At 33.1% G+C, this 13,859-nt stretch carries 12 protein-coding genes and 2 pseudogenes; 5 read left to right on the top strand and 9 right to left on the bottom strand.

Annotation, left to right across the window (positions count from 1 at the left end; translation table 11 throughout):
* Nucleotides 1–43 precede the first annotated feature (43 nt).
* Nucleotides 44–1,553, top strand: a pseudogene (locus JX000_RS02050) (serine hydrolase domain-containing protein).
* Between the two features lie 139 nt (nt 1,554–1,692).
* On the top strand, nt 1,693–2,505 hold the full coding sequence (gene yidC / locus JX000_RS02045; RefSeq protein ID WP_002450370.1) for a membrane protein insertase YidC: 813 nt from the start codon (nt 1,693–1,695) through the stop codon (nt 2,503–2,505).
* A 63-nt stretch (nt 2,506–2,568) separates the two neighbouring features.
* Here the strand turns inward: yidC and JX000_RS02040 are convergent.
* The 5 genes and pseudogenes from JX000_RS02040 to JX000_RS02020 form a co-directional block, all read right to left on the bottom strand.
* Nucleotides 2,569–3,420: pseudogene (locus JX000_RS02040) on the bottom strand (NAD-dependent epimerase/dehydratase family protein).
* 37 nt (nt 3,421–3,457) lie between these two features.
* Nucleotides 3,458–3,931, bottom strand: coding sequence for a DUF1440 domain-containing protein (locus JX000_RS02035; RefSeq protein ID WP_049424604.1), 474 nt, complete (start codon nt 3,929–3,931; stop codon nt 3,458–3,460).
* A gap of 66 nt (nt 3,932–3,997) precedes the next feature.
* Nucleotides 3,998–4,447, bottom strand: a complete 450-nt coding sequence (locus tag JX000_RS02030; protein WP_107532696.1) for a GNAT family N-acetyltransferase — start codon at nt 4,445–4,447, stop codon at nt 3,998–4,000.
* A 106-nt stretch (nt 4,448–4,553) separates the two neighbouring features.
* Nucleotides 4,554–5,486 (bottom strand): 2-dehydropantoate 2-reductase, encoded by a 933-nt coding sequence (locus tag JX000_RS02025; RefSeq protein WP_002450374.1) that lies wholly within the window; start codon nt 5,484–5,486, stop codon nt 4,554–4,556.
* A 154-nt stretch (nt 5,487–5,640) separates the two neighbouring features.
* Nucleotides 5,641–7,044, bottom strand: a complete 1,404-nt coding sequence (locus JX000_RS02020) for an MFS transporter (protein WP_002450375.1) — start codon at nt 7,042–7,044, stop codon at nt 5,641–5,643.
* Between the two features lie 601 nt (nt 7,045–7,645).
* Between JX000_RS02020 and lrgA the strand changes: the two genes are divergently transcribed.
* Nucleotides 7,646–8,092 carry an antiholin-like murein hydrolase modulator LrgA gene (gene lrgA, locus JX000_RS02015; protein WP_002450376.1) on the top strand — a complete coding sequence of 149 codons (447 nt, stop codon included), beginning with the start codon at nt 7,646–7,648 and terminating at the stop codon, nt 8,090–8,092.
* 2 nt (nt 8,093–8,094) lie between these two features.
* Nucleotides 8,095–8,799 (top strand): antiholin-like protein LrgB, encoded by a 705-nt coding sequence (lrgB, locus tag JX000_RS02010; RefSeq protein WP_002450377.1) that lies wholly within the window; start codon nt 8,095–8,097, stop codon nt 8,797–8,799.
* Nucleotides 8,800–8,861: 62 nt separating this feature from the next.
* On the opposite strand, the gene JX000_RS02005 is transcribed toward lrgB, so the two are convergent.
* Genes JX000_RS02005 through JX000_RS01990 form a run of 4 tightly spaced genes read right to left on the bottom strand, consistent with a single transcriptional unit; the run spans nt 8,862 to nt 12,417 of the window.
* Nucleotides 8,862–9,551: an ABC transporter permease gene (locus tag JX000_RS02005; protein WP_002450378.1), complete on the bottom strand. Its 690-nt coding sequence runs from the start codon at nt 9,549–9,551 to the stop codon at nt 8,862–8,864.
* A 2-nt stretch (nt 9,552–9,553) separates the two neighbouring features.
* On the bottom strand, nt 9,554–10,507 hold the full coding sequence (locus tag JX000_RS02000) for an osmoprotectant ABC transporter substrate-binding protein (RefSeq protein ID WP_002450379.1): 954 nt from the start codon (nt 10,505–10,507) through the stop codon (nt 9,554–9,556).
* Between the two features lie 21 nt (nt 10,508–10,528).
* Complete coding sequence (locus JX000_RS01995; RefSeq protein ID WP_002450380.1) at nt 10,529–11,164, bottom strand: ABC transporter permease; 636 nt, start codon at nt 11,162–11,164, stop codon at nt 10,529–10,531.
* Nucleotides 11,164–12,417, bottom strand: a complete 1,254-nt coding sequence (locus JX000_RS01990) for a betaine/proline/choline family ABC transporter ATP-binding protein (RefSeq protein WP_002450381.1) — start codon at nt 12,415–12,417, stop codon at nt 11,164–11,166. Before JX000_RS01990 ends, JX000_RS01995 begins: the two co-directional genes overlap by 1 nt.
* Before the next feature lie 502 nt (nt 12,418–12,919).
* On the opposite strand from JX000_RS01990, the gene JX000_RS01985 reads away from it, so the two are divergent.
* Nucleotides 12,920–13,699, top strand: coding sequence for a (S)-acetoin forming diacetyl reductase (locus tag JX000_RS01985; RefSeq protein WP_002450382.1), 780 nt, complete (start codon nt 12,920–12,922; stop codon nt 13,697–13,699).
* The last annotated feature ends 160 nt before the right edge of the window (nt 13,700–13,859 follow it).

Raw genomic sequence — 13,859 nt, 5'->3', positions numbered from 1 at the left:
CAATTAACAACGACACATTATTAAATATTAGAGGATTAGAATCATGAAAAAGAAACCATTTATTATCACTATCATAATGGTAATTGCCATACTCATTACTGTGATCATTACGAAACATTTTTGGGCATATAATAAAAATGAAACATTACTCACTCAATCTTCACAGAATTATATCGACACAATCGTGAAATCAGATATGAAATCTGGCGATATACCTGGCGCTTCGATATTAATCATAAAAGATAACAAAGTCTTTTTAAATAAAGGTTATGGTTATGCAAATGTCGAGAAGAAAATTAAAGCAAAGCCTACAACAAGATACGAAATTGCATCAAATACTAAAGCATTTACAGGATATGCCATTTTAGAATTAGCTAAAAATGGCAAACTAAGCCTTAATGATCATATATCTAAATACATTCCAGGCTTTTACATGAAATATGATGATAAAAAACAAGATATCACGATTAAACAATTACTTGGTCAGAAAAGTGTTATACCCGCAGATATTACAAGCGAGGATCAAACTGAAGTATACGGCGACTCTATTAAAAATTTAGTCCAAAGTATCAAAGGCAAGGAACTGAATCATAAACCTGGAGACACATTTGAATATTCCAATATGAATTACGATATATTAGGTCTCATTATCCAAAACGTATCTAAAGAATCTTATAACACGTATATCAAAGATCATATTTTAGAGCCACTAGATATGGAACACACAACATTTAAAAAGACCAACTCTAAAAATAATCACGAAGCCGTTGGTTATGAACAATCAGGTGGCGCAATTAAAAAAAGTGCACCTTCATTTAATATTGGAGATACACCTTCAGCCTTTTTAATGTCTAATACGAGAGATTTAGAGCACTGGGTTAAAATGCAATTAGCACCATCATCTAAAACAAAAGATATTGTTAAAGCATCTCAAAAAACAATTAATGAATCACAGGGTGAAGATGATGCTAATGGTTATGCTGCTGGATGGTTTACTAATGCTCACGCAGATTATATATATCATACAGGAACACTTGATAACTATTCCTCTGTTATATTGCTCAATCCGAAGAAATCTTATGGTATCGTCGTATTAGCAAATATGAATTCTAATAAAGTGACGCAACTCGCAGACCATTTAAATGCTCAAGTCATGAACCACAAACACTATACGACAATCGAGACCAAAATTGATCAAGCTCACAATATAAACGTGATTATCTTCTATCATTTCTATGATAGGCGTTGTTATCAGTCTCTACTTTATCTTACGTCGCTTATTTGCCATCAAACACGGTAAATATAAGGTACAAAGAAGCAAAGATTCACTATATGCCTTTATTTTGGTCATGGTAGCATTTGTTTTAATTAGTGTCGCTATGTATTTATTACCATACTTCGTCTTAGGCAATAATAGTTGGTCATTTGTAATGACCTGGTTACCATCACATGCTAAATGGGCTTTATTTAGCTTTTATAGTTGTATCATCTTAATTACCATATTACTTGTAATCATCATTTTAAGTCAGAAACGCACACGTCATTCTAACTAACGGTTACGTTAAAAAAATAAACAGTTAAGAATAAGTGTCATAACTATGTACTAAGTTTGTTATATTAGATTAAAATTGTATGTGATGATTGATTTCATACCTTAAAACAAAGATATTTCATATGAAAAGGAAGTCAATAATGGCCAAACGAATTTCTCTATTACTAATCACTGTTTTATGTTTATCAGGATGTGATTATTCAAAATCTGATAATCGTACAGGATTATTTTATAATACATTTGTGCAACCTATGGATCGGTTATTACATTTATTTGGCCGATTGTTTAATGATAACTACGGATTAGCTATAATAGCTATTGTCTTAATTGTACGTTTTATTTTATTACCATTTATGCTTATTCAAGTAAAAAATATGCATATTATGCGCGAAAAAACGAAAGTCGTTCAACCACAAATTGATAAAATTAGAGAGAAGATTAAAGAAGCAGATTCTCAAGAGGAACGAAACGCAGCAAATCAACTATTGATGAATAAATATAAGCAATATGGTATCAATCCATTTAAAAATATCATCGGTTGTTTACCTGTCATCATACAAATACCTATCCTTATGGGTTTATATATGAGTTTAAAATATCCAAGTAGTGATGGTATTACAAAATATCCACGTTTTTTATGGTTTAATTTAACCGAACCGAATATTATGATGACGCTAATAGCAGCACTCATGTATTTTATTCAACCTTTAGTGAATTCAATTCATTATCCTAAAGATGAACGTAAAACGTATTATGTCATGATGATTTTATCACCTATCTTCATCACTTATGCATCTTTACATTCCGCTTCAGCTTTAGGCCTTTATTGGTCGGTTAGCGCCGCATTTCTAATCATCCAAATGCATTTTGCACATCGACACTATGCCAAAGTTGGCCGATCAGAAGCCCAACAACTAAGACAATCACTAGAGCAACATAAAGAACAACGTTAAAACTCATTCATAGTAAAAAGCACGACTTAAACCATTAGGCTAAGTCGTGCTTTTTCATATACGCTATTTAATTGGGTTCATACCATCTTTCCAAGTTGAATAAATTAATTGACCACCTTGTGCTTTGAACTTATCGTTAGTAATACCACGTTCAAATGGTTGTGCAGGTTGAATATTTATTTCTGGATCAACATTTAATTGTTGTTTATACTATTCTGCAAAATCTGAACCTTTAACAGGCTCGTCATCTGCTACATTATAAATACCATTATCAAAGTTTAAAGCTTGAATTGACATTTCGACTGCATCATCTAGATGTATAAATGATGTAACGCCATCTGATAATGTAACCTTACCGTCTACAAATTGATTGTAAATCATACCATCTTTGCCGTACCAAGTACCAGGTCCGTATAACCAACCAAATCTTAATACAACATATTCATCCATACGAGATGTTTCTTCTTCAAGTCCAATAACACCATCAACCGTTACTTTACGGTCACCACTTGAATCTAAATCTAATGGTGTTTCTTCTGTAGCAAGGCCTTCCCCTGCTTCGTACATAAAGCCAATACTTTGTGCGATGACTTTTTTAACATTGTATTTTTGAGCTGCATCGATTAAGTTTTTAGAACCTTCGACACGTACTTTAGTATTTGCTGCCATATCTACATTTTTTAAATCTGTAATTTGATTAATAATGATTTCTGGTTGGAAATCTGCAATAGCTGCTTCAATCGTATCGTATTTTAAAATATCTCCGATATATGCTTTTACATTAGCTGATTCTAATTTATTTTTACCATTTTCAGATGTTGTAAAGCCAGCTACATCGTGACCTTCTTCTAATAATCTTTTTGTTAATTTGGTGCCGATTAAACCAGTTGCACCAGTTACAAATATTTTACTCATTATCTCACCTTTTCTCTATTTATATATGGGGAATTATTTACTTGCTAGACGAGTGTACAAAATCTATCGTATTCATCCAAATAATATGCCCAAGTAATTCTGAAAATCTTTCTTCTTTAGGTAAATCTTCTACTTTAGGTGTTAATGCTAAATGAGGAAGTAAGTATTCATGAAAGGCAATATTTACTAAGACACCAAAAGCACTTCCTCTTAATACTTTTACTTGCGGAAATTTTTCTGCAAGTAGTGCATAACCGAATGCATTTGCTATAGAAAATCCATAATGAACACCCATAATTGTGAGTGGAATCTCATTACCATTATAATGATAACGCGCATGTTTAACATTTTCAGGTAAACCTAATTGATTAAGCATCGTCATTGGTGGTGGTTCTTCATCACGTTCTGGCGTTCTAGGTGGCAATAATGCTTCCCACCCCATTTTAACGGCGCCACCTAAGAAGCCACCAACCAAACCAGTCATAATCACTTTCTTGTATGATACAGACATACAAACATCTCCTTAAACTTATCTTTCCTTTTATCATTACCCTTTCAAATTAGCATAAGACACATTTTATAAATCCTTTTTGAGTATTTTCATATCTATGAGTAATTTTCCGTTATCATAAATAGGCTGTTCATATTGGCTAATAAAGAAGTTTTGTCTAATATCATAGTCTTTAAATCCTAATCGATAATAAAATTTGAGCGTGCTTTCAGTGTCACTAGTACCAACATACATCGTCATGTTTTGATACTTAGCAAAAAGCCATGTCATTAGGTAAGTACCCAGTCCTTTTCTGCGATATAAAGGATGAACGGCTATGTTCTTCAACTCTACCTCCGTATCAGATAATGTTTCTACTGCTGCTATAGCTAGGGATTGGGATTGATGTTCATCACTTAGTAAATAGACATGACATTGATTAATATATTGTTCTATTGCCTGTTTTTCTGGATCTGCTAATAATAGCAAATTCATATATTGTTTGACGACTGCTTTTTCTAGTTCATTAACAATCATATACTCACCTCAAATATTAGAATGTCGCACGTCATTTTTCAGTTTAAAAAAGCTTATAAGCAATTCGTGGGTTTTGCTTATAAGCTTAATAAAAGGTTTCTTATATTTATTGTGCATCTAATTGTTGTTCTTTAGCATGAATCATATTAGCTACGAAATGATTGACTGGTGCGTCAATATGATGTTCCGCGCCTAAGCGAGCAACCGCACCATTGATATAGTCAATTTCAGTTTTACGATGATTATTAATTAAATCTTGGTACATCGAAGGATAATGTGGACCTACTTTATCATTTAAGTCGATGAGGTACTCAAACACTTCATCTAAATTCAGATGCACATCATCAATCGTTGCTACATGCACAATTTCCTGGGTTATTTTATAAATAAGATTTTTAGCATCATCGCTTTGATTTAATGTTGCTAAATTACACTCTAAAATCGTACATAATGCATTGGCTGTCCCATTCACACAAATTTTCTTCCATATAGATTGATGTAAATCATTACTCAATACACCATTTAGCTCTGCTCGATTCAAAATGTCTACGACTGTTTTTACATTAGCAGTACCATCTGTGACCAATGCACCTACCTCAACCGGTCCACTACCCATTAGATGCGTACAACCAGGACTTTCAATTCCTGCAGTCCATGTTGTCACACCTCTCACAATTTGTGGTAATTCGACATATTGCTCAATCAAACGCTCATGTTTTAGACCATTCATCGTACATACTACGATAGTTGATTGAGTTATATGTGGTTGTATATAATCTAACACCTCTTTAAGTTGCATTGATTTAGGAAATAAAAATACAACATCATATAATACATCTTCAGGTATTTCTCTAGAATCATACATTGGTATTTCTAAATGACAATGTTCACCATTAATATCTATGTGTAATCCATTCGTTTGAATTGCCTTAACATGCGATTCCCAACTGTCTATTAGCGTTACATCATATCCATTTTGGAATAATTTAGCACCAAATCCACTTCCTAATGCACCTGAACCTGCAATAGCTATCTTCATTCCAATCCCTCATTCCTCGGTAAAGTTACCTTTAAAATACTATTTAAGACTAACATCGTCAATGAACATAACTTAATTTTCGTAATTTTCTAACATTTAAAATTAATGCTATAAAAAAGGCCGAAACTTTTTCGTTTCGACCTTTCACTAGTAATTATAAATTTCTTGCTTTCTTTGGAACTAATAATAAAATGGCGAAGAATGCAATGATGGCAATGACCGCGTTTAAGATTACACCCATAAAACCACCCAACTCCATATTCATTTGTGATGCAAACACACCATATATCGTTCCAGAAATAGCGACACCAAATGCATTACCTAAAGATGATGCCATTTTATAAACACCTGAAGCAACACCCACTTTTTCGTCAGGTGCTTGTGCTACAGCTGTATCCGTAGATGGTGTAGCATAGATACCTAAACCAGTACCAAACAATAAATAACCAATAACACTAGATGTAATGTACCAAGGTTCTGGTAAAAACGTTAAAGACAATAATACTAAACCAAGTGCAGTAATACCGCTACCCATTAATAGCGGACGTTTCGGACCAAGTGCTTGTAGTATCTTTTCACCTACACGAATCATAATTAATACTGCTATCAAATAAGTTAATGAAATCATACCTGTTTGTGATTCATTAAAATCTAATTGTTGTTGGTAGTAGGTATTAACAACAATGAGTGTCCCACCTGCAACACCGTTCAACATAAAGTTTGAAACCGTTGCACCACTATATCCTTTATTTGAAAACAAACTAAAATCTACTAAAGGATATTTAATTTTATTTTCATACATAATAAAGCCGATAAGTGAAACAATGAATACCACGATGAGACTTAAAATAATGGGTGAGAATAATCCTAGTTTAGATGTTTGCGTAATAATCACGTTGATACTTAACATACAAATAATCAAGATCATTAAGCCAACAATATCGAATTTCTTTTTCTCACCATTTTCAGTAATAATTGGTTCAGCTTTTGTTTCAGGTGTATGTTTAATTAAATACATTGATAATAATGTTAATACAATAGAAACGATGAAGATGGTTCTCCAACCAAAGTGCGTTGACATTAAGCCACCAAAGAGTGTACAAATACCACTACCACCCCATGATCCAATTGACCAATAACTTAGCGCTCTTTGTCTCGCTGTACCTATATAATATTGATTAATAATGGCTAATGTTGCTGGCATAATACACGCAGCAGACAATCCTTGAAATATTCTTCCAGCAATTAAAAACGGTGTTAATGGTGTGATAATGATTAACAAAGAACCAATAATATTTAATACCAGTCCTATGTATGTGACTTTCACACGACCAAATTTATCTGCAAAGTCACCGGCACCTACAATAAATAATCCTGACATTAAAGCGGTAAGACTGACTGCGATGTTAATCGTCCCGATATCACTTTGATATGTAGATTGCAAAGGTACAACTAAATTCACAAGTGATTGTGCAAATAACCAAAAGGTGATTACACCTAAAATGATACCTAGAAGGAGCCTATTATCTCCTTCAAATTCTCTTGAAGCTTTGTTCATAAAATATCAATTCCTCCTACAAAAAACACTTTCCAACTTTTACTTACTTGGTTTTAAATCGACTGAAAACTACAACCTTTGATTTACTAACAATTGCTATCCTTCTATTTGTCTAAATTTTAATCTGTACTTTTAAATCGATTTAATACTTCTTTACCTTTACCCTTTAATTTCTTTTAATATTTAGAATATTTGTATATATAAATCTATATTTTACACCAATTACTTTTATTTTTCCATAACGTCTTGAACTATACAAATGATAGTATTATCGTTAAAAATAGGTAAGCGTTTTCGATTTGATAATACGAGGATTTGTTAAATTGATAACGATGATCCCTATTAATTATTTTGAAAATTGTCACTGAAATGACGAATTCAATATGCAAAATAATATGAAATATATTGTATAATAACTTGTGAATTACTTCACAAAAGATTCGTTTGAAATTTGCAATTTAAGCTTTATTTATTTTTTTAAAACCTAATAACAAGTCAGTCGCTTTTTTTGTTTTAAATGAGTAAGTGAGTCGTATTTTTGACAAATCCAAACGTTCTTACCAAATCATTTTACACAAATAGAACAGGAGGAATGTATGTTATGGCTAACTCACCTTCTCAAAGTGAACGAGTTCAACATACATCTGGAAGAGTGTATCATTTCTTCCAACAGGCTTTAACACTTGCAGTTATTTTATTTATTTCCAAAATCATTGAAGCAATCATGCCTATCCCAATGCCCGCTTCAGTAATCGGTTTAGTTTTATTATTTATAGCTTTATGTACTGGCATTGTTAAATTGGAACAAGTTGAATCCGTAGGAACTGCTTTAACGAATAACATCAGTTTCTTATTCGTACCAGCTGGGATTTCAGTTATCAATTCATTACCGATTTTAAGTAAAAGTCCAATACTGATTATCTTACTTATTATTATTTCAACTATTTTCTTATTAGTTTGTACTGGTTATGCATCTCAATTACTTGTGACTAAATCACTATTCCCAAGTAAAGAGAAAAATGAAGAAACTAGTCGTATAGGAGGTTAATCATGGCGGACTATTTAGGTATTAATACACCCTATTTCGGTATTTTACTATCATTAATCCCATTTGTTATAGCTACATATTTCTATAAAAAAACAAATGGCTTTTTCTTACTTGCACCTTTATTTGTAAGTATGGTTGTAGGTATTGTTTTCTTAAAATTAACAGGTATTAGCTATCAAAGTTATAAAATCGGTGGCGACATCATATACTTCTTCTTAGAGCCAGCGACAATCAGTTTTGCTATACCTTTATATAAAAAACGTGATGTATTAAAAAAATATTGGTTACAAATATTCGGTGGTATCGCATTAGGTACAGTTGTAGCCTTAATATTAATTTACTTAGTTGCTTCATTATTCCAATTTGGTAATCAAATTGTTGCATCTATGTTACCTCAAGCTGCTACAACAGCGATTGCCTTACCAGTTTCTGAAGGTATCGGTGGTGTCAAAGAGTTAACATCATTAGCTGTTATACTTAATGCTGTAGTTATCTCTGCACTTGGTACTAAAATCGTACAATGGTTTAAAATTACCAATCCAATTGCACGTGGTTTAGCGTTAGGTTCTAGTGGTCATACACTAGGTGTTGCAGCCGCAAAAGATTTAGGTGAAACTGAGGAATCAATGGGTAGTATTGCCGTTGTTATCGTCGGTGTCATCGTCGTCGCAATTGTCCCAATATTAGCACCTATTTTATTAGGTTAAATCATTTAATATAAGATAAGAGGCCTGAACAAAAATCATAGTTCAGACCTCTTTTTTATATTTTATTTGATTTGTTGTGGTTGATGTTCAAATTTCTTTTTATTTTTACGTGTAGGATCTAATCGTTTTTCTAAAAATCTTAAACCTAAATCAATTAAAATGGCTATTAATGCAATAGGGATTGCCCCTGCAAGTATAAAAGTTGTACCGTCTGTTGAATTGGTACCTCGGATGATAATATCACCAAGCGTTGGCGCACCGATAAATGAACCAATTGCCACAATTCCAATTGCTACAACGAGCGCAATACGTATACCACCAATGATGACTGAAAGAGATAGTGGTAATTCAATCATACGTAAAACTTGGTTTCTCGTCATACCCATGCCTTTACCAGCATCTTTAATATTCTCATCTACATCTACAATGCCCGTGTACGTATTCTTAATAATTGGTAATAATGAATATAAGAATACAGTAACAACTACTGTCGTTGGGCCAAGTCCCATCGCTAACATTAAAATGGCTAACATGGCAATAGCTGGAACAGTTTGAATGATATTAGCAATCGTGATGATTGGCCATGCTAATTTTTTATATCGTGCAATGACAATGCCAATCGGTATCCCAATGATACATGCAAAGAGCACACCATATACTGACATAAGTAAATGTTTAAAAAATAATTCCATTAGGTAGCCAAAGTTTAATGAGTAATATTCAATAATAGATTGGAATAAATTACCTTTCATGATTATTGACCACCTTTCTTACTATTTTTGTCGTTTTCGAAATAGTTATGTTTTTTCAAGTATTCTTCAGCAATGATAGCTGGTTCTTTACCTTTACCATCTGCTTCGTAATTTAATTTCTGCATTTCTTTAGTTGACACTTTACCTTCTAACTTTTTCAAGGCTGTATCTATTTTCGGATTATCTTTAATCACTTTTTCAGTCGCTAGTGGACTACCATCATACGGTGGGAAGAATTTACGATCGTCTTTTAAGATTTTTAAATCATATGCTGCAATACGACCATCAGTAGAATATCCTACAGCAACATCTAATTTTTTATTTTTCAGTGCATCATATACTAGTCCAATTTGCATTGGTCGTGCACTGGCAAATTTGAATCCATAATCTTTAACGAATGCTGGATAGCCATCGCCTGCTCTATTCATCCATTGTGTATCCATACCTAATCGTAATTCATCTTTATGTTTTTCTAAGTCTGATACTTTTTCTAAGTGATATTTCTTAGCTGTTTCTTTTGTCACCATAAACGCATACGTATTCGCAAAACCTAATGAATCATAATACTTTTGATCATATTTTTTCTTAAATAGTCTTTGTGATTCTGCCATGGCTTTTTTAGGATCTTTCGTCGGTTTGGCATTCAATACACTTGTTAATTCGGTACCTGTGTATCTAACCGCAGACATATTAACGTCACCGCGCTGTAATGCGTTATGTTGAATAATACTAGAACCTAAGTTACCTATAATTGTAGGTTTAATTTTGCCTTTAGTTTCATGTTCAATCATTAATTTTTCCATATTAGCAATGATTTTAGTTTCACTCGTCTCAGTTGTTGTAATTTTTACATCATTCTTTGAATTGCCGTCCCCTAAACCTGGCAAACTACACCCAGATAATACTAAGAGGGACAACGCAATAAGAATCACTGTATATTTGATATGTTTCTTCATATTGATAAATCCTCCCTTTTCTTATCTAGATACTTTTAAACCTTTAGGTACTGCCCATTTTTCAACTAATGATAGTAAAAAGTCGACAATTAGCGCTAGTAACGTAACTAATATTGCTGCACTAATAATCATTGGTGGTTGATATAAATTCAATCCGTTAAATACTAAATCACCAAGACCACCTGCGCCGACATAACTCGCTAATGTAGCCCAACTAATAACGTATACACTTGAAAGGCGTATACCACTAATAATCATAGGTAACGCTAATGGCATTTGAACATCTTTCATTAATTGAAATTGTGTCATTCCCATACTTTGTCCAGCTTGTATTACGTTTTTATCGATGTTTTTCACGCCGAGTACCGTATTATTTAATATTGGTAATAACACATAGATAAATAACGCTACGATCGCTGGTGTCTTTCCTACGCCAAAGATAGGTATCATAATGGCTAATACTGCTAATGTTGGAATAGTTTGTAAAACACCCGCAATGGTTAGAACCACATTGGCCGTTTTCGTTGTTCTAGACAATAAGATACCTAGCGGAACGGCTACGACGATTGCAATCAGTAAAGCAATGATAGAAATATAGAAATGTTCAATCGTCTTAGATACGAGCTGACTTCCATATTCATTCAAGAATGCTTTCATTATCGCTCATCTCCCGTTTCATGCTTATTCGCCTCTTCTGTAACACTAGCATCATCTTGTTGATGAGCTTGATGTTCTGAATTCGCTATATCACTTTCAACAGATTTGTCAGAAGGTTGCGCTAACTGTGTGTCACTTGATTCACCCCAAATAGAGTCATAAACGATATCAACTAAGTTAGCACGTGTAATTAAACCTATAAGGATATTGTCATCATCAACAACTGGAATATTTCTAACATTACGTTTTAAAATCGTACGCACTGAGTCTTGTAATTTCGAATCGATATGTACTTTATAAATATCACGCTGCATTGTATCAATCAGTTCTTTTCTTGCACGGAGTCCTTGATTGATATCCTCTATGTCTAAAAATCCTAATAATTTGTGATGATTATTTACAACAAATATTGTATCTACACGTTTCTCTCTCATGATATTGACCGCATCGTTAAGTGAATCATCTGCGTGTACTGTGATCGGTTTAATCATTGCGCCTTCAACCGTTTTCATATTTGGTCTATCTTGAATCAATCGATTCTGACCAATAAAGTCTTTTACAAAGTCATTGGCAGGATTTCTTAAAATATTGTCAGGTGTATCGAATTGTACAACTTTACCTTTCGACATAATACAGATTTTATCCGCCAATTTAATGGCTTCGTCCATATCATGTGTCACAAAAATAAATGTTTTACCTAATTTTTGTTGAAGTTCTTTCACTAAATCTTGCAGTGTATCTCGTGTAATTGGATCAAGTGCACCAAATGGTTCATCCATTAAGATAATATCTTGTTCAGCAGCAAGGGCTCTTACTACACCAATACGTTGCTGTTGACCACCAGATAGTTCTGCCGGATAACGGTCTAAATATTCTACTGGTAGGTCTACAAGTTTAATGAGTTCTTCCGCCTTTTGATCTTTCTTTTCTTTCGACCATTTTAGTAATTTTGGTACAAGTACAATATTTTCTCTAATAGTCATATGAGGCATCAAACCGATTTGTTGAATGACGTAACCAATACTTCTTCTTAATTCAACTGGGTTCATATTACGTACATCTTTGCCATTCATTTGAATTTGGCCATCTGTGGCTTCAATCATTCGGTTAATCATTCTTAAAGCAGTGGTTTTACCACTACCACTCGTCCCAATAAAGGCGATAAATTCACCTGATTCAATATCAAGCGTTAAATTATCTACTGCCTTTTTATTCCCAGAGTAAATCTTGGTTAAATTTTTAATGCTTAACATGATTGTTTTCCCCTTCCATATTGTAAAAATGACGAATTAATGCAATGACAATTAAAAAAGGCCCACAGAGCAGTTGTTAACAAAATAAAAATATTAGTTGAACAAGAGCACGAAGGCCTTTGCTTTTAAAAATTATAAACTCAAATAATGCGAATCACGCTTCATAAATGTTGTGCTCCCACCACATCATGATTTTTAATTGCTCGCATATTCGACAACGATATAAATATATACCCTATATAATTTTAGTAAACCTATTGCATTTTTACAAAATTAAACTATTCACCCTTAACATTTTTATATAGTTCTTTTTACATTTGATTAATTATATAAAAGGATAAATATGCTTAGTATTTTATAACCTTATGAATTATGAAAATTATTTTAAGAAATATTGACAATACATTGAATTATACTTTTATGTTACACATTTATAATTTTTTATTTCTTTTTTGTGCTATGTTGACCTTGTAATCAAAATATATACAAAGAAGGGTTTTATATGAGTCAAGAAAGCAAAGTAGCAGTTGTAACAGGTGGTGCACAAGGCATTGGGTATCAAATCGTTAAACGTTTATTTGATGATGGATTCAAAGTAGCCATTGTGGATTTCAACGGAGAAGGCGCAATTCAAGCGGCACAATCTTTAACACAAGATGACTCAAAAGTTTTAGCAATTAAAGCTGACGTAGCCAATCGTGATGATGTATTTAATGCTTTAAATCAAACAGTTGAACATTTTGGTGATTTTCACGTTTTAGTGAGCAATGCTGGTTTAGGACCAATGACACCCATTGATTCTATTACACCAGAAGACTTCGACAAAGTATATGGCGTCAATGTCAAAGGTGTTTTATGGGGCATTCAAGCCGCACATGCACAATTCAAACAATTAGGTCATGGCGGAAAAATTATTAATGCTACGTCTCAAGCTGGCGTAGAAGGTAATGCAGGCTTATCACTTTATAGTAGTAGTAAATTTGCTGTGCGAGGTTTAACTCAAGTTGCTGCACGTGATCTAGCACATGAATCTATTACAGTAAATGCATTTGCGCCTGGTATTGTTCAAACACCAATGATGGAAGGTATTGCTAAGAAAACTGCTGAAGAAGCTGGACAACCTGAATCTTGGGGTTGGAAACAATTTACTGATCAAATTGCCTTAGGTAAACTTTCACAACCTGAAGATGTATCAAATGTTGTTAGTTTCTTAGCTGGCAAAGATTCAGATTATATTACTGGCCAAACGATTATTGTTGATGGTGGAATGAGATTCCATTAATCCTCTTTATTAAATGCTTAAACACTCATAAAAATAAGAAGAGGGACAGAAATATATATTTCAAGTTACATTCATATTTAGGCAGTAGTCGACTGTAAAGTCATTCTATTTCTTTAGAAATTAGTATTTCTTATGCATGAGTTTCACTCATGCATTCCTA

This window comes from Staphylococcus sp. SB1-57 (assembly GCF_017086425.1).
In the GTDB taxonomy this organism is placed as follows: domain Bacteria; phylum Bacillota; class Bacilli; order Staphylococcales; family Staphylococcaceae; genus Staphylococcus; species Staphylococcus warneri_A.
The sequence above is the reverse complement of the archived record's forward strand: the minus strand, read 5'-3'. Positions and strand labels throughout refer to the sequence as shown.

Excerpts from the sequence above, each read along its gene's own strand:
- JX000_RS01995 (WP_002450380.1), bottom strand. The coding sequence starts at position 11,164 with ATGAAAGCATTCTTGAATGAATATGGAAGTCAGCTCGTATCTAAGACG.
- JX000_RS01990 (WP_002450381.1), bottom strand. The coding sequence starts at position 12,417 with ATGTTAAGCATTAAAAATTTAACCAAGATTTACTCTGGGAATAAAAAG.
- lrgB (WP_002450377.1), top strand. The coding sequence starts at position 8,095 with ATGGCGGACTATTTAGGTATTAATACACCCTATTTCGGTATTTTACTA.
- JX000_RS02025 (WP_002450374.1), bottom strand. The coding sequence starts at position 5,486 with ATGAAGATAGCTATTGCAGGTTCAGGTGCATTAGGAAGTGGATTTGGT.
- JX000_RS02020 (WP_002450375.1), bottom strand. The coding sequence starts at position 7,044 with ATGAACAAAGCTTCAAGAGAATTTGAAGGAGATAATAGGCTCCTTCTA.
- JX000_RS02005 (WP_002450378.1), bottom strand. The coding sequence starts at position 9,551 with ATGAAAGGTAATTTATTCCAATCTATTATTGAATATTACTCATTAAAC.
- yidC (WP_002450370.1), top strand. The coding sequence starts at position 1,693 with ATGGCCAAACGAATTTCTCTATTACTAATCACTGTTTTATGTTTATCA.
- JX000_RS01985 (WP_002450382.1), top strand. The coding sequence starts at position 12,920 with ATGAGTCAAGAAAGCAAAGTAGCAGTTGTAACAGGTGGTGCACAAGGC.
- lrgA (WP_002450376.1), top strand. The coding sequence starts at position 7,646 with ATGGCTAACTCACCTTCTCAAAGTGAACGAGTTCAACATACATCTGGA.
- JX000_RS02030 (WP_107532696.1), bottom strand. The coding sequence starts at position 4,447 with ATGATTGTTAATGAACTAGAAAAAGCAGTCGTCAAACAATATATGAAT.
- JX000_RS02035 (WP_049424604.1), bottom strand. The coding sequence starts at position 3,931 with ATGTCTGTATCATACAAGAAAGTGATTATGACTGGTTTGGTTGGTGGC.
- JX000_RS02000 (WP_002450379.1), bottom strand. The coding sequence starts at position 10,507 with ATGAAGAAACATATCAAATATACAGTGATTCTTATTGCGTTGTCCCTC.